This is a genomic window from Dickeya chrysanthemi NCPPB 402, from assembly GCF_000406105.1.
Lineage (GTDB): Bacteria > Pseudomonadota > Gammaproteobacteria > Enterobacterales > Enterobacteriaceae > Dickeya > Dickeya chrysanthemi.
In genome coordinates this window covers 2,310,264-2,332,066 of the sequence record NZ_CM001974.1, presented here as the reverse complement: position 1 = coordinate 2,332,066, position 21,803 = coordinate 2,310,264, and the positions used below count along the sequence as shown (strand labels likewise).

The 21,803-nt window shown below is 53.0% G+C and carries 18 protein-coding genes; 9 read left to right on the top strand and 9 right to left on the bottom strand.

The genetic code is table 11. The features are described from left to right. Positions 1-85: 85 nt before the first annotated feature. Positions 86-958 carry a 4-(cytidine 5'-diphospho)-2-C-methyl-D-erythritol kinase gene (gene ispE, locus DCH402_RS10410; RefSeq protein ID WP_040001020.1) on the bottom strand — a complete coding sequence of 291 codons (873 nt, stop codon included), beginning with the start codon at positions 956-958 and terminating at the stop codon, positions 86-88. Positions 959-961: 3 nt separating this feature from the next. Next, positions 962-1,582 (bottom strand): lipoprotein insertase outer membrane protein LolB, encoded by a 621-nt coding sequence (gene lolB / locus DCH402_RS10405; RefSeq protein ID WP_040001019.1) that lies wholly within the window; start codon positions 1,580-1,582, stop codon positions 962-964. Between the two features lie 210 nt (positions 1,583-1,792). Here lolB and hemA point away from each other — a divergent pair, with 210 nt between their 5' ends. From hemA to kdsA, 5 genes are all read left to right on the top strand, one after another. Beyond that, positions 1,793-3,049 carry a glutamyl-tRNA reductase gene (gene hemA, locus DCH402_RS10400; RefSeq protein WP_040001018.1) on the top strand — a complete coding sequence of 419 codons (1,257 nt, stop codon included), beginning with the start codon at positions 1,793-1,795 and terminating at the stop codon, positions 3,047-3,049. Positions 3,050-3,096: 47 nt separating this feature from the next. Further along, the gene (prfA, locus tag DCH402_RS10395) at positions 3,097-4,179 is read left to right on the top strand and encodes a peptide chain release factor 1 (protein WP_027712038.1); all 1,083 of its coding nucleotides are present in this window, start codon (positions 3,097-3,099) and stop codon (positions 4,177-4,179) included. Further along, entirely contained in the window at positions 4,179-5,030 is an 852-nt protein-coding gene (gene prmC / locus DCH402_RS10390; RefSeq protein WP_040001016.1) for a peptide chain release factor N(5)-glutamine methyltransferase, read from the top strand. The genes prfA and prmC overlap by 1 nt, the downstream gene beginning before the upstream one ends. 229 nt (positions 5,031-5,259) lie before the next feature. Then, on the top strand, positions 5,260-6,069 hold the full coding sequence (gene sirB1 / locus DCH402_RS10385) for an invasion regulator SirB1 (RefSeq protein WP_040001014.1): 810 nt from the start codon (positions 5,260-5,262) through the stop codon (positions 6,067-6,069). A gap of 56 nt (positions 6,070-6,125) precedes the next feature. Next, complete coding sequence (gene kdsA, locus DCH402_RS10380) at positions 6,126-6,980, top strand: 3-deoxy-8-phosphooctulonate synthase (protein WP_040001013.1); 855 nt, start codon at positions 6,126-6,128, stop codon at positions 6,978-6,980. Between the two features lie 57 nt (positions 6,981-7,037). Here kdsA and ydgH read toward each other — a convergent pair whose 3' ends face one another. After that, complete coding sequence (gene ydgH, locus DCH402_RS10375; protein WP_040001012.1) at positions 7,038-7,988, bottom strand: DUF1471 family protein YdgH; 951 nt, start codon at positions 7,986-7,988, stop codon at positions 7,038-7,040. Between the two features lie 510 nt (positions 7,989-8,498). Here ydgH and pntA point away from each other — a divergent pair. Continuing rightward, positions 8,499-10,031 (top strand): Re/Si-specific NAD(P)(+) transhydrogenase subunit alpha, encoded by a 1,533-nt coding sequence (gene pntA, locus DCH402_RS10370; RefSeq protein ID WP_040001010.1) that lies wholly within the window; start codon positions 8,499-8,501, stop codon positions 10,029-10,031. 10 nt (positions 10,032-10,041) lie between these two features. Next, positions 10,042-11,430, top strand: coding sequence for a Re/Si-specific NAD(P)(+) transhydrogenase subunit beta (pntB, locus tag DCH402_RS10365; protein ID WP_040001009.1), 1,389 nt, complete (start codon positions 10,042-10,044; stop codon positions 11,428-11,430). Positions 11,431-11,524: 94 nt separating this feature from the next. Here pntB and uspE read toward each other — a convergent pair whose 3' ends face one another. From uspE to sodC, 5 genes are all read right to left on the bottom strand, one after another. Further along, a complete protein-coding gene (uspE, locus tag DCH402_RS10360; protein ID WP_040001008.1) occupies positions 11,525-12,496 on the bottom strand; it encodes a universal stress protein UspE in 972 nt (323 codons plus the stop codon). 133 nt (positions 12,497-12,629) lie between these two features. Next, positions 12,630-13,382, bottom strand: a complete 753-nt coding sequence (gene fnr, locus DCH402_RS10355) for a fumarate/nitrate reduction transcriptional regulator Fnr (RefSeq protein ID WP_012769793.1) — start codon at positions 13,380-13,382, stop codon at positions 12,630-12,632. 288 nt (positions 13,383-13,670) lie between these two features. Next, positions 13,671-14,210 carry a methylated-DNA--[protein]-cysteine S-methyltransferase gene (ogt, locus tag DCH402_RS10350; protein ID WP_040001007.1) on the bottom strand — a complete coding sequence of 180 codons (540 nt, stop codon included), beginning with the start codon at positions 14,208-14,210 and terminating at the stop codon, positions 13,671-13,673. Positions 14,211-14,384: 174 nt separating this feature from the next. Then, positions 14,385-16,328 (bottom strand): methyl-accepting chemotaxis protein, encoded by a 1,944-nt coding sequence (locus tag DCH402_RS10345; protein ID WP_040001006.1) that lies wholly within the window; start codon positions 16,326-16,328, stop codon positions 14,385-14,387. A 332-nt stretch (positions 16,329-16,660) separates the two neighbouring features. After that, the gene (gene sodC, locus DCH402_RS10340) at positions 16,661-17,185 is read right to left on the bottom strand and encodes a superoxide dismutase family protein (protein WP_040001005.1); all 525 of its coding nucleotides are present in this window, start codon (positions 17,183-17,185) and stop codon (positions 16,661-16,663) included. Positions 17,186-17,562: 377 nt separating this feature from the next. Here sodC and DCH402_RS10335 point away from each other — a divergent pair, with 377 nt between their 5' ends. Both DCH402_RS10335 and DCH402_RS10330 read left to right on the top strand, forming a co-directional pair. After that, the gene (locus DCH402_RS10335) at positions 17,563-18,135 is read left to right on the top strand and encodes a hypothetical protein (protein ID WP_040001004.1); all 573 of its coding nucleotides are present in this window, start codon (positions 17,563-17,565) and stop codon (positions 18,133-18,135) included. Between the two features lie 204 nt (positions 18,136-18,339). After that, entirely contained in the window at positions 18,340-20,301 is a 1,962-nt protein-coding gene (locus tag DCH402_RS10330) for a methyl-accepting chemotaxis protein (RefSeq protein WP_040001003.1), read from the top strand. A gap of 79 nt (positions 20,302-20,380) precedes the next feature. Here DCH402_RS10330 and DCH402_RS10325 read toward each other — a convergent pair whose 3' ends face one another. Beyond that, complete coding sequence (locus DCH402_RS10325; protein WP_040001002.1) at positions 20,381-21,658, bottom strand: PTS ascorbate transporter subunit IIC; 1,278 nt, start codon at positions 21,656-21,658, stop codon at positions 20,381-20,383. Positions 21,659-21,803 lie beyond the last annotated feature (145 nt).

Here is a 21,803-nt window from a genome sequence, read left to right as displayed (position 1 = left end):
GAATGCCGTGTGTCGTACCGCAAGCAGGATATACATACGGGTGTATGGAAAAGATCGTTAGAGCACCACGGTCGGCGGTGGTGTTTTAGCAACCCTTAAATCGCCCGGAAAGCCGTTGTTGCAACGGAGACACGTTCACTCCACGCGCAACAAAACCCTGTAAGCCTTCCGGGGCCCGGTCTAACACCTGACGAGCGGCGGACTCGGTGTCGAATTCGGCAAACACGCAAGCGCCGGTGCCGGTCAGGCGCGACGGTGCGTATTCTAACAGCCATAAAAGTCGCTCTTCAACCTTACGAAAACGTTTTCTTGCGACGGCTTCACAATCGTTGCTGAAAGTTTGTGTCAGTAATTGTGACAGTGGGCGTGCCGGTGTGTCACGCGTCAAATCCGGATCGGCAAAGATAAGCGGGGTGGGAATGCTGACGCCGGGATGCACCACCAGATACCATTTTTCCGGCGGCGAGACCGGCGTCAACCGCTCTCCCACGCCTTCGGCGAACGCCGCGTGACCCCGCACAAACACCGGCACATCCGCGCCCAGTTTGAGGCCCAGTGCGGCCAGGGCGTCGACGGGGACCTGGCTGTGCCACAACTGGTTTAGCGCCACCAGCACGGTGGCGGCGTTGGACGAACCGCCGCCCAGACCACCGCCCATCGGCAGACGTTTGTCGATGCCGATGTCGGCGCCGGCAAACGGCAGCCCGGATTCGCGACACCACTCCTGCAACAGACGGGCGGCGCGAATGGCCAGATTTTGCTCATCGGGAACGCCGGGTAATGGTGTCAGCAAGACGATCCGTTGATCCCGGCGCGGCGTGATGGTCAGGGTGTCGCCATAATCCAGGAACTGAAACAACGTTTGCAGGTTATGGTAACCGTCTGGCCGGCGACCGGTGATATACAAAAACAGGTTCAGCTTGGCCGGGGAGGGCCAGCGGTTGCATGCAGTCGCCATGATTTATTGCGTTGTCCAGTTGTCCATTTTCAGTTTGATACGTTGCTCGCCCTGCGTCAGCTCCAGATTCTGCGGCAGCGGCAATGCGCCTTCGATATAAGAGAGATAGGACACATTCCAGTGCTGGTCGCCTTGTTGATAGTTCACGCTGCGCAGCAGGGCACGATCATCCAGCGTGAAATCCTGCGCGTCGCCCGGCAAGCCGAGCATCCACTGGCGTAAATTGTCGAGCGGAATCGCCATACCGGTGAGTTGCTGAACCATGTGCTGCGCGTCTTTCCCCATGTAGCGTTTGCCCTGATTGTCGGTAATCTGCACCAAATCAGGGCTGACCTGCAGTTCCAGCTCGGTGCCGCCTAACGGGTTGCTGAGCAGCAAACGGTAGCGCTGTGGCGAGGGTTGTTGCCAGAAGAACCGGGCGTACAGTTTTTTCCTATCGGAAATATAGGCGAACGAACCGCGAGTCTGATACGTGGTCAAGTTTTGTACTTTTTGCTCGTGCTCGCGCCACTCGGGAGAGGTCGGTTTTTTACCCGGCAGGGAGGGCTGAGTCAGAGTACAGGCTGTCAGTAACACACTCGCCAAAGGCAGTAACCGTAAGGCGCGGGTGGGTTTATTGGGCATGTCGAAAAGATCCTGTTACTAGCATCATGGGTTCATAACAAGGCGTCACGCTAGCGGGGTTGACCGGCAGCGTCAATCCTTGCGCTATTGTCCAACAAGGCGTTAATAGCGTGAGCGCGTTCAATCGGGGTTACTTTTCTTGCCCGCAGGCTTCAAGTAGAATGCCCCTCAGATGAAACCCATACTAACACCGGGATTACTCTGTAGACCATGACCCTGCTTGCGCTTGGTATCAATCATAAAACGGCACCAGTCTCTCTGCGGGAGCGCGTCGCGTTCTCGCCGGACAGGCAGGGGCAGGCGCTGCACAGTCTGTTACAGCAACCATTGGTTCAGGGCGGCGTGTTGCTTTCCACCTGTAACCGCACCGAGCTCTACCTCAGTGTGGAAGAACAGGACAATCGGCATGAGCAGTTAATCGCCTGGTTGTGTGATTATCACCGCCTCAATCCTGATGAAATCCGCAAAAATCTCTACTGGCATGAAGGCAACGCGGCGGTCAGCCATCTGATGCGTGTTGCCAGCGGGCTGGATTCGCTGGTGTTGGGCGAGCCGCAGATTCTGGGGCAAGTCAAAAAAGCGTTTGCGGATTCTCAGCGTGAGCGTTCGTTGTCAGGCGATCTGGAGCGCCTGTTCCAGAAGTCGTTTACCGTCGCCAAGCGGGTGCGAACCGAAACGGATATCGGCGCCAGTGCGGTGTCGGTAGCGTTCGCCGCCTGTACGCTGGCGCGGCAAATTTTCGAATCGCTGGCTGACGTCAACGTGCTGTTGGTCGGTGCCGGCGAAACCATCGAACTGGTGGCGCGTCATCTGCGCGAGCACCGTGTGAAGCGTATGGTGATTGCCAACAGAACGCGCGAACGCGCGCAGGTGCTGGCTGAAGAGGTGGGTGCCGAGGTGATTACGCTTTCGGAGCTGGATGCCCATCTGCCGCAGGCGGATATCGTCATCAGTTCCACGGCCAGCACGTTGCCGATTATCGGTAAAGGGATGATGGAGCGCACAATGAAAGCACGCCGCAACCAGCCGATGCTGATGGTGGATATCGCCGTGCCGCGTGACATCGAGCCGGAAGTCGGGCGGTTACCCAATATTTACCTGTATAGCGTGGATGACCTGCACGCAATCATTCAGCACAATCTGGCGCAGCGCAAGGCGGCGGCGATTCAGGCTGAATCCATCGTGCAGCAGGAGTGCTCGGAATTCATGGCATGGTTGCGGTCGCAGTCGGCGGTAGAGACTATCCGCGATTATCGTTCCCAGGCGGACCGCCTGCGCGAAGATATGACGGCCAGAGCATTGGCTGCAATACAGAACGGCGGTGATGTCGATGCTATCGTGCAGGAACTGACGCACCGCCTGACCAACCGCTTGATTCATGCGCCTACCCGTTCGTTACAGCAGGCCGCCCGCGACGGTGATCTGGAGCGTTTGCAGATTTTACGTGACAGTCTCGGCCTGAACTAGCATTCTTCTTCCCCCATAATGATTCGACACAGGATTGAACTGCCCGCATGAAGTCTTCTATTGTTGCTAAACTGGAAGCGTTACAAGAGCGCCACGAAGAAGTGCAGGCGCTGCTGGGAGAACCCAGCGTGATTGCCGATATGGACCGTTTCCGGGCGTTGTCCCGCGAGTACGCGCAACTTACCGACATTACCCGTTGCTTTCAGCGCTGGCAGCAGACGCAGGATGACCTCGCCACGGCTGAACTAATGCTGGATGACCCGGAGATGCGTGATCTGGCGCAGGAGGAACTCAAAGCGGCGAAAGCGGCCAGTGAAACACTGGAACAGCAACTGCAAGTGCTGCTGTTGCCGAAAGATCCTGATGATGAGCGTGGCTGTTTTCTGGAGATCCGCGCCGGTACGGGCGGTGACGAAGCCGCGTTATTTGCCGGCGACTTGTTCCGTATGTACAGCCGTTATGCCGAATCCCGCCGCTGGAAGGTAGAAATCATGAGCGCGAGCGACGGCGAGCACGGCGGCTACAAAGAGATGATTGCCAAAGTCGTGGGCGACGGCGCTTACGGTCAGTTGAAATTCGAGTCCGGCGGGCACCGGGTGCAGCGCGTACCCGCCACCGAATCGCAAGGGCGTATTCATACCTCCGCCTGCACCGTGGCGGTCATGCCGGAAGTGCCGGAAGCGGAACTGCCGGACATCAACCCTGCCGATCTGCGAATCGATACTTTCCGTTCCTCCGGCGCCGGCGGACAACACGTTAACACCACCGATTCCGCTATCCGTATTACTCATTTGCCGACGGGCATTGTGGTGGAGTGTCAGGATGAGCGTTCGCAGCACAAGAATAAAGCTAAGGCGTTATCGGTGCTGGCGGCGCGTATTCGTGCGGCGGAAATGCAAAAACGCCAGCAGGAAGAGGCATCCACCCGCCGTAATCTGTTGGGCAGCGGCGACCGCTCCGATCGTATCCGCACTTACAACTTTCCGCAGGGAAGGGTGACCGATCATCGTATCAACCTGACGCTCTACCGCCTGGACGAGGCGATTGAAGGTAAGCTGGATATGCTGATCCAACCCATCGTACAGGAATATCAGGCCGACCAGTTGGCGGCGCTGGCTGAGCAGGAATAATGAATTATCAGGACTGGTTGAAACAGGCGATAACCCGGCTTCAGGCCAGTGAGAGCCCGAAACGGGACGCCGAGATCCTGCTGGAGCACATCACCGGTAAGGGCCGCACGTTTCTACTGGCTTTTGGTGAAACCGAGTTGACCGACAGTGAGTACCAGACACTGGAATCGCTGTTGGCACGGCGCGTAACCGGAGAACCAATCGCGTATTTAATCGGATATCGGGAGTTCTGGTCGCTGCCGTTGGCGGTATCGCCCGCGACGCTTATCCCGCGACCGGATACTGAATGTCTGGTTGAGCATGCACTGGCGCACCTGCCTGCCGGCGCATCATCGGTAGTCGATTTAGGAACCGGTACCGGCGCGATCGCGTTGGCGATCGCCCATGAACGCCCCGATTGCCGGGTTGTTGGTATCGACAGTCAACATGATGCGGTGGCGCTGGCCGACCATAATGCCCACCGGTTGGGAATTAATAATGCTCAATTTTTACCGGGAGACTGGTTTTCGCCATTGGCTGGACAACGGTTTTCACTGATTGTCAGCAATCCGCCGTATATTGATGAGCATGACCCACATTTGTCGCGTGGCGATGTGCGTTTCGAGCCGGTCAGCGCACTGGTGGCGGCAGAGGACGGATTAGCCGACTTACGGCAGATTATCCGGCAGGCCGGCGCATTTTTACTGGATGACGGTTGGCTGCTGTTGGAGCACGGTTGGCAGCAAGGGCAAGCGGTACGGGCATTGTTGTCGCAATACGGTTTTGCGCAGGTAAAAACCTACCGCGATTATGGCGATAATGACCGTGTAACGTTGGGACAATGGCCTGCCGAAGCGACCAACCGACGCTGAATGTATGGTAGAACGCCGTGCACTACAGCTTGAGCAGGATCACATTGATAATGATTAGCGGTTATTATCGCTTGAGGTTCCGGACAGATCTGCTGACGAACTCTCGATTTGGCATTATTATCGATTCGCTGGCGACCGGGCACGCGCGGCGTGCGGGTAGCGAATATAAAATGTGCTGTTTCAGGTTCAGGCGCGTAGCTGACGTTATCTTTGCTTTGATGGAATAACTATGAGTTCTATTGCTGATTTTGAATTTAACCAGTCATCCTTAAGCGAAGGTGTGATCCTGGTTTCCCAGTCAATACGCCGCGATTTTTCCGTGCAGGAAGTGAAGCAAAATCTGCAGCAACTTGTTGAAGAAGCGCGTGCGACCATTTCCGCCGATTTGGATCAAGACCAACAGCTGGAGCAGTTGATTGAACTCTTTTTCCACACCTGGGGCTTCGGCGGCGCCAGCGGCGTTTACCATTTATCTGACGTACTCTGGTTGGACAAAGTCCTGGCTACCCGACAGGGGATGCCGGTATCGTTGGGTATTATCTTTTTGCATATCGCACATCAGTTGGATTTACCGCTGATGCCGGTGATTTTCCCCACTCAATTGATTCTGCGCGCCGACTGGCTCGATGACGAAATGTGGCTGATTAACCCGTTGAATGGCGATACGCTGAGCGAACATGTGCTTGAGGTGTGGCTGAAGGGCAACATCAGCCCTTCCGCCAGGCTGCTGGACAGCGATCTGGATGAAGCGGAAAACGTCATGATTGTCCGTAAACTGCTGGATACGCTCAAGGTGGCGCTGATGGAAGAAAAACAGATGGAGCTGGCTTTACGCGCCAGTGAGGCCGTGTTGCAGTTTGACCCGGAAGATCCGTATGAAATTCGCGACCGCGGTTTGATTTATGCACAACTGGACTGCGACCATATCGCGTTGTCAGATTTGAGTTATTTTGTAGAGCAGTGCCCGGAAGATCCGGTCAGCGAAATGATCAAAGTGCAGATCCATTCCATTGAACAGAAGCAGATTGTGCTGCACTAGTTCGGGAAATTACCTGAAACCCGAGCATCTGGTTTATCCGACAATAAGGTAAGGTTATGAATAATAAAGTGGTTAACATCGGGACGATCCCGGTTGCCAACCATCTGCCGTTTGTGCTGTTCGGCGGCATGAACGTGCTTGAATCCCGTGAGATGGCGATGCGGATTTGCGAACACTATGTCACGGTGACGCAGAAACTGGACATCCCCTATGTTTTTAAGGCTTCCTTTGACAAAGCCAACCGTTCTTCCATCCATTCTTACCGTGGTCCGGGTCTGGAAGAAGGGATGAAGATTTTTCAGGAGCTGAAACAGTCTTTCGGCGTGAAAATCATTACTGATGTGCACGAACCCCAGCAGGCTCAAGCGGTATCTGAAGTGGTTGACGTTATTCAGTTGCCGGCATTCCTTGCTCGCCAGACTGATCTGGTGGAAGCGATGGCGAAAACTGGCGCGGTCATCAACATCAAAAAACCGCAGTTCATCAGCCCCGGACAGGTCGGGAATATCGTGGATAAATTCCGCGAAGGCGGCAATGAACAGGTGATTTTGTGCGATCGCGGCAGCAACTTCGGCTACGACAATCTGGTTGTGGATATGCTGGGCTTCAATGTCATGAAGCAGGTTTCCCATGGCGCACCGGTGATTTTCGACGTCACACATGCGTTGCAATGCCGCGATCCGTTCGGCGCTGCCTCTGGCGGCCGTCGTGCTCAGGTGGCGGAACTGGCGCGCGCGGGGATGGCGGTCGGTATCGCCGGGTTGTTTATTGAAGCCCATCCAGAGCCGAACAGCGCCAAATGTGACGGGCCTTCTGCGTTGCCGCTGGATAAACTGGAACCGTTCCTGCAACAAATGAAAGCGATTGACGAACTGGTTAAAAGTTTTCCGGAATTAGATACCAGCAATTAAGCTGCTCGCCAGATAAAAAAACCGCCGGTCGGCGGTTTTTTATGCATCAGGTTGCGATTATTTGTACAGATCGGCGCTGATGGTGTAATGGTCGCCTTTTTCCTGCCACTCTTTGGTGATGTGGTAGAACTTGGCGCCTTTTTTCGCAGCCTGTTTGGCAACGGCTTCAGAAATGTCCGTCGGGCTGCTGAAGCTGCCGCGGAAGGTAATGGAATCAAACGGCGCCATTTGTGCGGCTGTGGCGTTGTTCAGTTCCTGAATTTTTGTACCGTCAGGCATGGTGACACTGTAACGTGAACCAACGGATGACGATTGAGTCTGGAAGAAGTTACCGACTTTGTCGCTCAGGCTGGAAGAGGTCGCCACGCCGGGGATTTCCACTTTTGAAGCGGCTTCGCCACCCGCGGCAATAGCCGCTTTGCCGGCTTCTGAGTCGGCAGGAATGGCATCAGGGCTTTGTACCTGACGCTTCGGCGCATCTTTCTTATAAACAAAGGCGGTAATTGACTGGGTTGCACCGCTGGAATTAATGTCAACCTGGCGAACAATGTAGAAGAAATAGGCATTTTTCTGTTTGGCGGCTTTGCCGATCGCTTCGTTGACTTCCGGTTGGTTGGCAAAGAAACCGGTAATGGTCACGGTGTCATAAGGTTCCAGACGAACGGCTTCATCCTTCGGTAATTCTTTGACGCCGCTGAATTCACGGTGAGAAGTATCCTTGACGGCTGCAGGCGCGTCTTTCTTATACAAATCAACGGTGACCTGCCAACGACCGCCATTGACTTCAGATGTGCTCTGAATGTAAAAAGCGACGGCGCCACGCTCATCTGCCTTTTGGGACGCATCAGCAGCGGCTTCGTAAATGGCATCGTAACGACCAAAAAAGGTAATACGTTCAAAGGGTTTGAGTGATTCTGCTTTCTCTGGCGTAAGTTCCTGCGCAGCCTGCGCCGAAAACGCTACTATTGATAAGAAAGTGGATGCAACAACGCAAGTTTTCAGCTTCATAAACAATCCTTTCGCCTGACGCATACGGTGAATACGTACCAAGCCGTGTTCTGTGGTAGCCGCTGATTATGGCACGGAACATCATGTTATGCCTCTGCATTTTAAGCCAAATTCCGCAAATTCGGCGGGCGGATGGCGGAGAAAAAGAAAAATGGAAATAATCACGATTAATAATCGAATTCATTTTATAAACCATATTTATCGCAATTAATGTGGTTAACAAAGCGTTAACAGTGCCTTTTTGTGAGATAGCGTTGAATATTGTGATAGCAATAATGCTAGAAAAACTTGTTTTAGCTGTGATTTTTGACCGTAAACAGACGCTGCCGCCTACCATAACTCTGCTTTTAGAACGTAATGGTTTTAGCAGTGGATCATTAATTCCATTTTAAGTAGGTTATAAAGGGACTTATCGCTGCCGCCAAGGGTGCCGGCAACAGCGACAAGTTATTTTTCAAGTGATTGATACAGCCTATATAAAACCTTCGTGACAACGAAAAGGGATTCACAATGCGTATTGGTGTACCAAAAGAGAGGTTGGCCAATGAAGCCCGTGTCGCAGCCACGCCAAAAACGGTGGAACAACTGCTGAAACTGGGCTTTGAGGTCGCTATTGAGAGTGGGGCAGGCAAGCTCGCCAGTTTCGACGACAGTGCTTACGCACAAGCGGGCGCGACGATCCTGGATACCTCGGCGGTCTGGCAGAGCGATATCGTGCTTAAGGTGAATGCGCCGCTGGATGAGGAAATCGAATTAACCCGCGCCGGCAGCACGATTATTAGCTTCATCTGGCCGGCGCAGAACCCGGCGTTGCTTGAAACGCTGGCGGCGCGTCAGGTGACTGTTTTGGCGATGGATGCCGTGCCGCGTATTTCTCGTGCCCAATCGATGGATGCGCTGAGTTCGATGGCGAACATCGCCGGTTATCGCGCCATCGTTGAGGCGGCGCATGAGTTCGGGCGCTTCTTTACCGGCCAGATCACGGCGGCAGGTAAAGTGCCGCCGGCCAAGGTGTTGATTATCGGCGCCGGCGTGGCTGGCCTGGCGGCGATCGGGGCGGCGGGGAGCCTGGGCGCCATCGTGCGTGCGTTTGATACCCGCCCGGAAGTAAAAGAGCAGGTTAAAAGCATGGGCGCCGAATTCCTGGAACTGGCGTTCGAAGAAGAAGCCGGCAGTGGCGATGGCTATGCCAAGGTGATGTCCGAGGCTTTCATTAAAGCAGAGATGGCGTTGTTCGCCGCGCAAGCGCAGGACGTGGATATTATTGTCACCACGGCGTTGATCCCCGGCAAACCGGCTCCGCGTCTGATTACCCGCGAGATGGTACAGAGCATGAAACCCGGCAGCGTGATTGTTGATCTGGCGGCACAGACCGGCGGTAACTGCGAATTGACCATCGCCGATCAGGTCACGGTGACGGAAAATGGTGTGAAAATCATCGGTTATACGGATCTGCCAAGCCGCTTGCCGACGCAGTCGTCACAGTTGTACGGCACCAATCTGGTGAACCTGTTGAAGCTGTTGTGTAAAGAGAAAAATGGCGAGATCGATATCGATTTCGACGATAACGTGATTCGCGGCGTGACGGTCATTAAGTCCGGCGAACTCACCTGGCCGGCACCGCCGATTCAGGTTTCTGCACAACCGCAGCAGGCTAAACCGGCTGCCGCTGCCGCAGCTAAGCCGGATGCCAAGCCAGCTTCACCCTGGAATAAATTTATTTTTATTGCCATCGCCATCGTGCTGTTCGGCTGGCTGGCGAATGTGGCGCCGAAAGAGTTCCTGTCTCACTTTACGGTATTTGCGCTGTCCTGCGTGGTGGGATACTACGTGGTCTGGAATGTCAGCCACGCGCTGCATACGCCGTTGATGTCGGTCACCAATGCCATTTCCGGCATTATTGTGGTGGGGGCGTTGTTGCAGATTGGGCATGGCGGATGGGTGTCCTTCCTCTCCTTCATCGCCGTGCTGATCGCCAGCATCAATATTTTCGGCGGGTTTACCGTCACTCAGCGCATGCTGAAAATGTTCCGCAAGAATTAAGGGGTAACGGATGTCTGGAGGATTAGTGACGGCAGCGTATATCGTTGCTGCAATTTTGTTTATTTTCAGCCTGGCGGGTTTATCCAAACACGAGACGTCACGTCAGGGGAATATTTTCGGCATTAGCGGGATGACCATTGCGCTGTTGGCGACCATTCTGGGGCCGAATGCCGGCAACGTCGGGTGGATTATCGCGGCGATGGTGATCGGCGGCGCTATCGGCGTGCATCTGGCACGCAAGGTAGAAATGACCGAAATGCCGGAGCTGGTGGCGATTCTGCACAGTTTTGTCGGTCTGGCGGCGGTACTGGTCGGTTTCAACAGCTTTATCGGCGAAGGCGATATTGCTGACCCGATCATGGAAAATATCCATCTGACCGAAGTGTTTCTGGGCATTTTCATCGGTGCGGTGACTTTTACCGGTTCGATTGTCGCGTTTGGCAAACTGCGTGGTCTGTTTTCATCCAAACCACTGATGCTGCCGAATCGCCATAAACTGAATCTGCTGGCGCTGGTATTATCATTCCTGTTGCTGCTGGTGTTTGTCAAAACCGCGAGCACCGGTATGCAGGTGTTTGCGCTGTTGTTGATGACGCTGATTGCACTGGCGTTTGGCTGGCATCTGGTGGCGTCTATCGGCGGTGCGGATATGCCGGTGGTGGTTTCCATGCTGAACTCCTATTCCGGTTGGGCGGCAGCGGCGGCAGGGTTCATGCTGAGCAACGATCTGTTGATCGTCACCGGTGCGCTGGTGGGTTCTTCCGGTGCCATTCTGTCTTACATCATGTGCAAGGCGATGAACCGTTCGTTTATTAGCGTGATTGCCGGTGGTTTCGGCACGGATGGCTCGTCTACCGGTAGTGATGACGCGGTCGGTGAACATCGTGAAACCACGGCGGAAGAGGTGGCGGAATTACTGAAAAATTCCACCTCGGTGATCATTACGCCGGGCTATGGCATGGCGGTGGCGCAGGCACAATACCCCGTGCATGACATTACCGCTAAATTACGCGCTCGCGGCATCAACGTCCGTTTCGGTATTCACCCGGTAGCCGGGCGCTTGCCGGGTCATATGAACGTCCTGCTGGCGGAAGCGAAAGTACCTTATGATATCGTGCTCGAAATGGATGAAATCAATGATGATTTCACCGATACCGATACCGTACTGGTGATTGGCGCTAATGATACGGTTAACCCGGCGGCGCAGGAAGATCCGCATAGCCCGATTGCCGGTATGCCGGTGCTGGAAGTCTGGAAAGCGCAGAACGTTATTGTGTTCAAACGTTCGATGAATACCGGCTATGCCGGCGTGCAGAATCCGCTGTTCTTCAAAGAAAATACACAGATGTTGTTTGGCGATGCGAAAGAGAGCGTCGAAGCAATTCTGAAGGCCTTGTAAGTCAGGCTTCTCGGAAAGTGAATACCTCTGATAAACCAGGGGCCGATGGCCCCTGTATCTTGTAGCGTGTTTATGTAGTGTGACCTTTCGGCCCTCAGGCCGTTTTGCCCTGATGGCTAGCCTCGTTTTCTCCCTGCAATGTGATCGGAGAAACAAAGTCATCCGGTTTAATCGCCAGCAGATCACATTTAAGGTGATCGATCACATGTTCTACCGTATTGCCGATGAACGCAGCCGATAGGCCGGTGCGCCCCAGCGAGCCCAGCACAACCACCCCCGCCTGCAGATGCTCCGCCAGGTCGGGAATCACCTCTTCGGGCAGCCCTTTCTCTACATGTGTCACACGTTCATCCAGATTGAATTTCTGACGAAGCGACTTCATGGCCAGCAGGTGTTGACCGCGGATAGCGCCGTTATAGACGCCGGGGTCGAAATCCGGCAGTTCAATCGCGATATTGATGGGGGTAACCGGATACGCCCCAACCAGGTGCACCTCGGTTTGATTCACCTGACGCGCCAGGTCCAGCGCTTCCGATACCAGTTTGATATTGAGCGGGTCGTGATACGGGTCTTCGCTGGCCAGATTGACCGCCACCAGCGCACGACTGCCTTCCGGCCATGGCTGATCTTTCACCATCCAGACTGGGCAAGGACATTTGCGCAATAACTGCCAGTCGGTAGGGGTGAAAATCACCGCTTCCAGCCTGTCGTGTTGGTGAGCCATTTTGAGCAATAGATCGTGATGACCGGCAATAATCTCCTGAATAATGGCTTCATAAGGTTTGTTATGCCAGACTACCTTGATATCAATGGAAATTCCCGCATCAAGATAGTATTTACACTGTTCCGCAATCCATTCGGTTCGTTGGGCGATAACCCCTTGTCTCATCTCGGTTCTTTCATCCGGAGAGAGCAGAGTGGTCATTTCGTAGGAAAAGTCGTAAATGGGCAAAAACGCCTTGATACGCCCCCCCAGTCGCTGGACCAGATAAACGGCACGCCGCAGTGCGGGTTGGTCATCCTGATTGGGGTCAATAGCTACCAGTAAATTCTGATACTTCGCCATAGCTCCTCCTGTTGGCTGTCACTCTGCAGCCTGCCCGTTAAGAGTAACGCAAGGAAATCGCTTTGAACAACTGGTGATAGAAGCCGGATCAACAATTCAGAGCAATCATTGATCCGGCACAGGGCTGGTAGAGTTAAGCTTTACTGCGTGATGAACCCGCCAGTTCAGCCAGCAACTCCGTATTTTCGATAGTGATATATTTGCCTTTCACCGCCAACATGCCGGTTTTCTGGAAACGGCCAAGCAGGCGACTAATGGTTTCCACCGTTAAACCGAGATAGTTGCCGATGTCGCCGCGGGTCATGGTTAGACGGAATTCCCGAGGCGAGAAGCCGCGCTGGGCGAAACGGCGGGACAAATTGTAAATGAATGCAGCCAGACGCTCTTCAGCATTTTTCTTCGACAACAGCAGAATCATGTCCTGATCGCCACGGATTTCGCCGCTCATCAGCCGCATCATTTGCTGGCGCAAATTAGGCATTTTACCGGACAGGTCATCCAGCGTTTCAAACGGGATTTCACACACCATGGAGGTTTCCAGTGCCTGAGCGAAGCTGGGGTGCTGGGCGTTGCCGATAGCGTCAAAACCCACCAGATCGCCGGCCAGATGGAAACCGGTGATTTGTTCATCCCCTTGCTCGGTAATCGTGTAACTTTTAATGGTGCCTGAGCGGATGGCATACAGTGATTTTAGTTCGTCACCCGCCTTGAACAACGCTTGCCCTTTCTGGATGGGTTTTTTCCTTTCGATAATGTTGTCGAGTTGATCGAGTTCGTGCTCGTTCAACGTGAAAGGAATACAGAGCTGGCTGATACTGCAATCCTGACAGTGGATTGCACAACCGCCAGACTGAATGCGTCGGATTATTCGCTTTTCAGGAATCATAGGCTTTACTCAGGCGATAATTGATATTGGTCAATTTTAACAGCTTTTATTGGGTCTGATAAGAGCCACTATCTGTGGAACTGGTCAGTAAATAGTGAGCTTATTAATATTTTTACCATGATATACCCGTCATACTTCAAGTTGCAGGTGCGTTGGCTGCGTTCGTTCACCCGAATCACTTACCTGAGTAAGCTCATCGGGATTCTCTCTCTTGCCGCCTTCCTGCAACTCGAATTATTTTGGGTATATTGGGCGTTTTTAACCCGTTAACTCGCGACGCTCGCTAACTTATCGACGGGTATTGAATAAATCTTGCTGCGGCAAATACCCTTCATGGGTTAATAGCCAGTGTTTACGATGAATACCGCCGGCATAACCGGTCAGCGTGCCCTGTGAGCCGATGACGCGATGACAGGGGACCACAATACTGACGGGATTAGAACCGTTCGCCAGGCCAACAGCGCGTGCAGCGCCGGGTTGTCCGAGTCTGGCGGCCAGCTCGCCGTAGGTCGTGGTACTACCGCAGGGGATCGTGCGAAGCGCCTGCCATACCTGCCGCTGAAAGTCGGTACCCGCTGCGGCTACCGGCAAGGCGTCAATAATATTGAGGTCGCCGGCGAAATAAGCGCGCAGGGTATCGGTTAATTCACCGGGGTTATTACAGGCCTTTAACACAAACGGATCGTGACGATAACGCTTATTCAGAGATTGATAGAGCTTTTCTTCATATTCACGCCATTCCACCGCCCTAAGATGATAATTTTCATCGGTTATCAATAATAATTCCCCTATGGGCGTGGAAAGCGAATCAAATAAAAATGTCTGCATGGATATCGTGTTATAAAACGCCGGTCAATGATAATGACGCGCTAACCTGATTTGATCGTGGCGGCATTGTCGCTTTAATAGCGTCGTCTGTCACATAAAAACTGCAGGATTTTTTCAGAAAGGGACGGCGGCGATAATCGGGCAACCCGACATCGCCGCCGATTGGGGCGGGGTTTAGGATGACGCCAGTTTTTGAAGTGTAGTCAACTGGTTAACCGCATCCTGCATCGCATCCATGCCTTTGGCCAGGTTTTTAAGGTTACCCAGATTAGACGTCATATTGCTCCGGTCTTTATCTGTCTCCGCACTCATGTCGGCGATTTGATTCGCCGCCGAGATACTTTTATCCGCCATTTGCGCCGTCGTTGTGACCGTTTGCTGTGCAATGGAGCGAATATGCGCGATGGTTTGAACCGCTTCGTTGATGCTGTGAGTAGTGGCATCCACCTGTTCTTTGGACGAACTGGCCAGTTTGCGTACCTCTTCGGCGACCACGGCGAATCCCCGTCCGGCTTCTCCCGCCCGTGCCGCTTCCACCGCCGCGTTCAATGCCAACAGATTGGTTTTATCGGCAATAGCGTTGATGCCGCTGGTAATCTGGCTGATGCCTTTTGAAATGCGTTCCAGATCGTTGAGGCCGGTTTCAAGGCGGAGTTGCGCTTCCTGGGTTTTTGAGGCGGATTCACTGATCGCGCGGATACTCGTCTGGGCGATATCCAGCGTATCGCTTTGCCTTAGCGTCGCCTGTTCCAGTTGGGGCATGGTCGTCAGCAAGGGGACCAGCGCCTGTTCATAATCAACCACTTGTTTGACCACGTTGGACTGGATGTCATGCAGCGCTTCCCAACGCCGTAAGGCACGCTGGGCATAGTGCCCGGCATAGGCCGCGTATTCGACCGGAAAGTGCGTCATGGCTTTCACATCGCGATCGAAAAAGGCCAACGCCGACAGCGTCTGGTTGATAGGGACCCCCAGAATTTCGCCAAAACTGGAAAACCCTGCCGCAGGCACCTGATCGAAGAATTGGGCCTGTTCCAGTTCGGTGTTGCCTGCCCGGCGGAGTACGCAGTCGTTAAGCAGAACCAGATCCGGTTTACCGTATTGCGAGACGAACTGTTGCCAGTCTCGCTCGGTGGTGGAGATAAAATCTGTTGATTGCATAAGGTACAGACGGTCGCCGAACTCCAGATCGCAGAAAAAAGAAATGTGGTCTTCTTTGATTGAAGCCACCGAGCGAACGAAGTACTCGTCATTGACTTTAACTGCAAAGGTTTTTCCCGCCAGATGTTCACCGATTTGATTCGGCTGACAACGCAGGCATGAAGCGATCGCCTCAATAATAGGTTGCTCATGGCCACTGGCGTCAAAAACGGACTTCACTGTGCGGTCGACCGGGTCCGCCTCTGCGACCAGCCAGCTTTGTTTTGTCGGTTCAAAGTTCTGGCTCTTGAATGGCGCGAAGGACTTGCCGGGTGCCATTTGGCAGAACACTATCACCGCTTTTCCTTGCAGTACCGCATTGTCGGCGCCAATGTACGTTCCGCTAAAGTCCAGCCGTCCGCCCGCTGCACCGCCGATAGTCAGACAAGGGAAACGGCGACAGGCATACCAGGCTTGCATCAGAAACCCTTCCGACGCCGCCAGACCGTCACAATAAATCAGCGCAAAGGTGTTATCCGAAGAGAGCGGCATGCTGACATTCAGACGTTCCAGCTCCCGCTTGATCCCCTCGATTCTGGCACGGGCGCTGTGCTTGTCATGCACGTGCAGGTCTACCAGATGCACTTCATGTTTGGCGATCAGCGACTGCGGCATCCATAGCCAACTACCATACGGGCTGTTCATGTCGCAGTACGTGGAGTTATTACGTTGACTGCACAATGCCCCTGTAGACGACAGAGTAATAACGGTTCGATTAGGCGCAGAGAAACGTTGCCAGGCGCGGTTGACCTCCGAAAAGTTGGCTTCGGGCGGCACAAATGCCAACAGCAAACCCGGTTTTGATGGTAAACCGAGTGCCGACAGCGAGGTGGGCAAAGCATCACAGCGATAGGCCCCACGAGCAGGGCGATTCCTTTTTAAACCCGGGATTGTGATATTGCTCAGGAAAGAAGACATAATATTCCCACTCCCTATATTTAAATTAATTTAATGGGAAGCCCAGTTCATCCTACGAGATGCCATCAGTGCGTAGGGTGATCCTGATCACCTGATTTCACTGAAATAAGTAAGAAATTCATTTCCGTGTACAGGATCACACCGATAATTACCCTCGTTACTGTAGCGATTGCATGGCAATTGCTACATTTTGTAACATCTGGTAAATATTTAGCTTAGTTAATGTATTCTTAAGGTTGCCTTACTTCTATGACGTAGCGTGTAGGTTGCTGGAGACTATCTGGAAAGGGGGCCGATACCGTCTGTTTTAGGCTACATCGGCCAACCTTGTGTTATTGAATGACGCCGCAGGCGATACGCATGCCGCCGCCGCCGAGTTCTTTCGGCGTATCCGCGTAGTTATCACCGCCGGTATGAATCATCAGCGCGTGATTTTTTACTTCCGCGAGCGATTTTAGCCGTGGGGCCAGCACTTCGTAACTGGCGGTGCCATCGCCATTAACCACCAGCCCCGGCAGGTCGCCAGGATGGCCTTTGTCGTTATAAGGGCCGAGATGTTTACCGGTTTTCAACGGGTCCAGGTGTCCGCCCGCGGCCAGAGCCGGTACTTTGTTGCCATTTTGTTCACCCGGCGCGCAACTGCCGTTGGCATGGATATGAAAACCGTGGATGCCCGCGGGCAACCCTTTCAGGTTGGGGCTGAACAGCAGCCCGTATTCCGTTTCGGTAATCGTGATATCGCCAAGGGTATCGCCGTCTCCTGTCGGTAGCGCCTCTTTTAACGTTACCGTGGTGCTGGCCGCGTGGGCTACCGCGCTGACCAACAGGCCGGACAGAATTAATGCTTTTAGTTTCATGATGTTCCCTCTTTTCCGTTGCGTTGGTTTGCTGTGCGGTGAGTATTGCGCGGCAAAACCGCGGTCATGCCGAAGACATTAAGGTGTCGATTCGCTCAACAAAACTGATTCACCCATCAAAACTGATTTACCCATCAAAACTATAGTTGCCATGATGCGGCACGCCAGTATTTTTAGTGACGTTGTCACGTTTGATTGGCATAAATCCGGCGGCGAAATCCGGATTACAATGGTTTATCACACAGGATTGGGGGGATGGAGTGACGCAATCGCGCTAAAAGTTGGCGCTATCACACTGATAAATCAGCAATGCGATATATAGTGTAATCAGGGGATGGAATGATGATTAAAAAATTAGGCATGAAGGAGACAAGAAAATGAGTAAGGGCGTGATAACGAAAGGGCTGTGTGGTCTGTTGCTGGCGATGCCGCTCTATGGTTTTGCCGACAACAATAATCCGGATCTGATTGCCGGTTATACCTCACAACAATTGGCTGATGCCTTACCGACAGTGATTGACGGCCTGAAACGTCGGGGTGTGCAAGTGGATGCGAAAGAGCATTCGGTGCAGGCGGAATATGTCGATACGGACACTAAACGTAAGACATTGGTGACTATTTATATGCCGCCGACGGCGAGTGGGCAGGCGACTGTCGGTGATAATGAACTGGATGCGGTGGTCGCCAGTTCTGAGAAAGAAATGCTGCGCCAGCGTATTCGGCCGGAAAAAAAGGATCTGGTTGCCGATGGCGCGCCAAGGTTCCGTTGTCTGTTGACCATCCTGAATGATCAGGTCGTGCATTCGTTATGTTCTGCCGTGGTGAAAGGTCGGGTGGTGGAAATCCAGCCGGTTACACTGGTCGATAATAAAATGTTTGAACCGGCACAGCAGCGTCAGGCCGGCGTGGTATTGGCAATCGGCAAGAGTTTATTAGCCCCCGCTAAATGATGATAGCCAGTATTCAGCCCTGCCGACCGGCAGGGCTTTTGTATTTTGATGATAAAAAATCAGTAATGATCAATTAAAAGCAAATTGTGGGTTAAAGTGTGATATTTATCACATATAATTGCTAAAATAAAACCAATATTTTCCGATAAGTAAAATATCTGTACGCCTTTATCATGGCGTATCCACCTGGTCGGAGAAGCAAGGATGAGTGTATTTGGGAATGCAGTGAGAAATTTAAAAATTTCTCATAAGCTGTATGGCGGGTTTGGTATTGTATTGCTGCTGGTTATTCTGGCATCCGCTTTTAGCTCGGTGCGTTTTTTCATGATTCGGGACTTGTATATTAAAAGTTCGATTATGAATGACATGGGAAATTTTATTGATCTTACCCGAATTGCCCGTATTAAGTTCACCTATACCCTCAATAATGACAATCTCAACAACCTGAATAAATATCTGGATCAAGCCCGTCAGTTAAATGAAAAAACGAATGCATTGCGCTGGGATGAGGCTTATCAGGCGGATTTTAAAAATGTGGCGCAGGATTTTACCGATTACGCCAAAAATATCGATCGCGTCAAAAGTAGCGTTGACGGCATGAATGAGGTCACGAAGGATATCGCGGCGCTTGACCAGAAAGAAGCCCTGAGCGATGTGCTTTACACTACTGCAAATGATATCAATCTGTTACGTCAGTATCATCAGACCACCGTGCTCTATGCGCAACTGGTGGATAAAGTGCATTTGTTGCAAAAAGAAGGCAGCGATGCGGCGTTTAAAGCGATGCAGGGCGTTTACTCTCAGGCGAAGAAATCTTTCGATAGTTTGAATGGCGCATTCTCCGCGGAAGCAAAAAATAGTATCAGCGAGCTGGGTAACCGAATTGAGCGTTACAATCAGAGCGGGGTGAAATATAACGAGAAGGTTAATCAGTTGAAAGCGTCTGATGCCGCGCTCAGAGCGACCGGGGATAAACTGATTAATGACATTGATGGCATTCTCAAAAAGATCGGTACCCGTAACGAAGATATCATCAATAATTCAGTGTTCCAGACGGTCATTTCCGGCATCATCGCTGCGATGCTGGGATTATTTATTGCCTGGTCGGTCACGCGCCAGATTACCCGACCGGTGATTGCCAACCTGAAACTGGCGGAGAAGATCGCCAGCGGCGATTTGTCGGCCAGCGTGACGGTAGAGCGCCACGATGAGCTGGGGCAGTTGACGCTGGCCATGATGTCGATGACGGAAAAGCTGCGCCAGTTGATCGCCGATATTCGGCATAGCGTTTATAGCGTGGCAAAAGCCTCGTCTGATATTGCAGCCGGCAATAATGACCTGTCGTCACGTACCGAACAGCAGTCGTCGGCGATTGTCGAGACTGCCGCCAGTATGGAGCAACTGACCGCTACCGTGAAAAACAATGCTGACAATGCTCGCCATGCCAGCCAGATTTCTGAACAGGCGTCTGATAACGCCAACCGGGGCGGCGAGATCATTCACCAGGTGATTCAGACGATGGATGATATTTCCGGTAGTTCGAAAAAGATTTCCGATATCACTACCGTCATCAACAGTATTGCATTCCAGACTAATATTCTGGCGCTGAACGCTGCGGTGGAAGCGGCGCGCGCAGGGGAGCAAGGGCGCGGTTTCGCGGTCGTCGCCGGTGAGGTACGCAATCTGGCGCAACGCAGTTCGCAGGCGGCTAAAGAGATCGAGGGGTTGATTTCAGAATCGGTGACCCGGGTCAATACCGGCACGGTGCTGGTGTCGGATGCGGGGAGCGCCATGGATGACATTATGGCATCCGTCAAGCGGGTGCACGACATCATGGGGGAAATCGCCTCGGCGTCGGATGAGCAAAGCCGCGGCATCGCACAAATAGGCGCGGCGGTATCAGAAATGGATACCACTATCCAGCAGAACGCCTCAATGGTGCATGAATCATCGGCGGCGTCGAATTCACTGGAAGATGAAGCGGCGAAGCTGTCGCAACTGGTGTCGGTATTCCGTCTGTCGACACAGGATGAATCACAGGCATCGGGCTATCTCCCGTCGCTGAGCAACCACCGGCCACGTCAGGCCGAACCCGCCAATCGGCCGGCGGCGCTGCCTGGCAGCCGCTCAGCCCGTTCGTCAGCGGATAACTGGACGACGTTCTGAGTCGGCGCATTGGGTATGACGGATAACAACGGCAGGCCCTGGTGGCCTGCCGTTGTGTTTGATAGACCTTAACGCTCGGTCAGTTAAACCAGCGCAGCAGACGATCCAGAATCAGTGACGGCAGTGTGAAATCCGGATCGGCGAACGTGACGCCTTGTGCGCCGAGATGCGAAAACAATGGCAGCGTCAGCGCCGGCAACACACAGAGCAACAGGCCGTTCAGGCTGCTGGCCAGCACCGCACCGCGCACACCGCCGGTCGCGTTTCCGAAAATAGCGGCGGCGCCGCCGGTGATGAAGCTGGCCATGATACCCGGCACGATAATCGGCAGCCCGATCAGCGGGAACAGCAGAATACAGACCAGCTCTACCGAGAAGCTGACCAGAAAACCGATCAACGTAGCGTTGGGGGCTTTGGTAAAGAGCACCATCACGTCGACGGCGGGAATGGCGCCAGGGGCGAATACGTTGGCGAATCCTTTAAATGCCGGCACGATTTCAGCCGTAAACAGGTTAACGCCTGCTTTCGCCAGATACAGTCCGCAGGCAAACGTAGCGGATTGCTCCAGAATAAAGATCACTACGTTTTTATCCGCGGCACCGGTGCCGTATACCATTACCATGGCGTCTTTAATTTGCGGCTGGGTGGCAAACAGGCAGGAAAGCAGCAACAGCACCAGCATGGTCAGCAAGGTGGCGACATTCGGTTCCCGCAAGAAATCAAAACGCTGGCTGAGCGTCAGGTGCTCCGTATCGCTGTTTTTGTTGCCAAACCATTTTCCCAGATAAGAACCGATCACGTAGGAGGTGATGGCGGCGTGTGAAATGGCGTACTCGTTAGAACCGATTATCGCGCGACTGAACCGGCTGAGAATATAGGGCGAGGCGGCCATATAAATGCCGATCAGCAGTGATGAAACGATAATAATCGTGGTGTTGCTGTAATTGAGTTGAATCAGCACCGCGGTAAACGCAAACGCCATGAACAACACCAAATGCAGCGACAGGTAGATATATTTTAAGCGGGTAAAGCGGGCCAGCAGAATATTCAGCAACATCGCGAACAGCAGAATCAGTGCGGCGGTGGCGCCGATCTTGTCGATGGTTGCCGCCATAATGGCTTCATTACTGGGCACCACGCCGGCGATATCGAAAGCATGAGAAAACAACGAACTGAAAGCCGTCAGTACTTTCATCAGAATGCCGCCGCCGATTTTTATCATGGTAAAACCGATAAACGACAGAAAAGTGCCGGTGATCAGGCGGGAAAGCGACGCGCGCTGAAACAACAAACCGAGAAATGCCACGATGGCAATAATGACCGCGGGGGTTTTAACCAAACTAAGCAAAATATCCATGTTTCATCATCCATAAAGTTAGCGGTTATCCAGTAAACCGAAATAGGCCGTATTCACGCTGGATGGCGGATTTTTGCATTTTTTAAAATGGCGTTCCACTTTAATCTGGTGATGACATGACGCCTGATAATGCCGGTAAAAGTGA

Coding starts and splice junctions, on each gene's coding strand:
- ispE (WP_040001020.1), bottom strand. CDS start 958: ATGGCGACTGCATGCAACCGCTGGCCCTCCCCGGCCAAGCTGAACCTG.
- lolB (WP_040001019.1), bottom strand. CDS start 1,582: ATGCCCAATAAACCCACCCGCGCCTTACGGTTACTGCCTTTGGCGAGT.
- hemA (WP_040001018.1), top strand. CDS start 1,793: ATGACCCTGCTTGCGCTTGGTATCAATCATAAAACGGCACCAGTCTCT.
- prfA (WP_027712038.1), top strand. CDS start 3,097: ATGAAGTCTTCTATTGTTGCTAAACTGGAAGCGTTACAAGAGCGCCAC.
- prmC (WP_040001016.1), top strand. CDS start 4,179: ATGAATTATCAGGACTGGTTGAAACAGGCGATAACCCGGCTTCAGGCC.
- sirB1 (WP_040001014.1), top strand. CDS start 5,260: ATGAGTTCTATTGCTGATTTTGAATTTAACCAGTCATCCTTAAGCGAA.
- kdsA (WP_040001013.1), top strand. CDS start 6,126: ATGAATAATAAAGTGGTTAACATCGGGACGATCCCGGTTGCCAACCAT.
- ydgH (WP_040001012.1), bottom strand. CDS start 7,988: ATGAAGCTGAAAACTTGCGTTGTTGCATCCACTTTCTTATCAATAGTA.
- pntA (WP_040001010.1), top strand. CDS start 8,499: ATGCGTATTGGTGTACCAAAAGAGAGGTTGGCCAATGAAGCCCGTGTC.
- pntB (WP_040001009.1), top strand. CDS start 10,042: ATGTCTGGAGGATTAGTGACGGCAGCGTATATCGTTGCTGCAATTTTG.
- uspE (WP_040001008.1), bottom strand. CDS start 12,496: ATGGCGAAGTATCAGAATTTACTGGTAGCTATTGACCCCAATCAGGAT.
- fnr (WP_012769793.1), bottom strand. CDS start 13,382: ATGATTCCTGAAAAGCGAATAATCCGACGCATTCAGTCTGGCGGTTGT.
- ogt (WP_040001007.1), bottom strand. CDS start 14,210: ATGCAGACATTTTTATTTGATTCGCTTTCCACGCCCATAGGGGAATTA.
- DCH402_RS10345 (WP_040001006.1), bottom strand. CDS start 16,328: ATGTCTTCTTTCCTGAGCAATATCACAATCCCGGGTTTAAAAAGGAAT.
- sodC (WP_040001005.1), bottom strand. CDS start 17,185: ATGAAACTAAAAGCATTAATTCTGTCCGGCCTGTTGGTCAGCGCGGTA.
- DCH402_RS10335 (WP_040001004.1), top strand. CDS start 17,563: ATGAGTAAGGGCGTGATAACGAAAGGGCTGTGTGGTCTGTTGCTGGCG.
- DCH402_RS10330 (WP_040001003.1), top strand. CDS start 18,340: ATGAGTGTATTTGGGAATGCAGTGAGAAATTTAAAAATTTCTCATAAG.
- DCH402_RS10325 (WP_040001002.1), bottom strand. CDS start 21,658: ATGGATATTTTGCTTAGTTTGGTTAAAACCCCCGCGGTCATTATTGCC.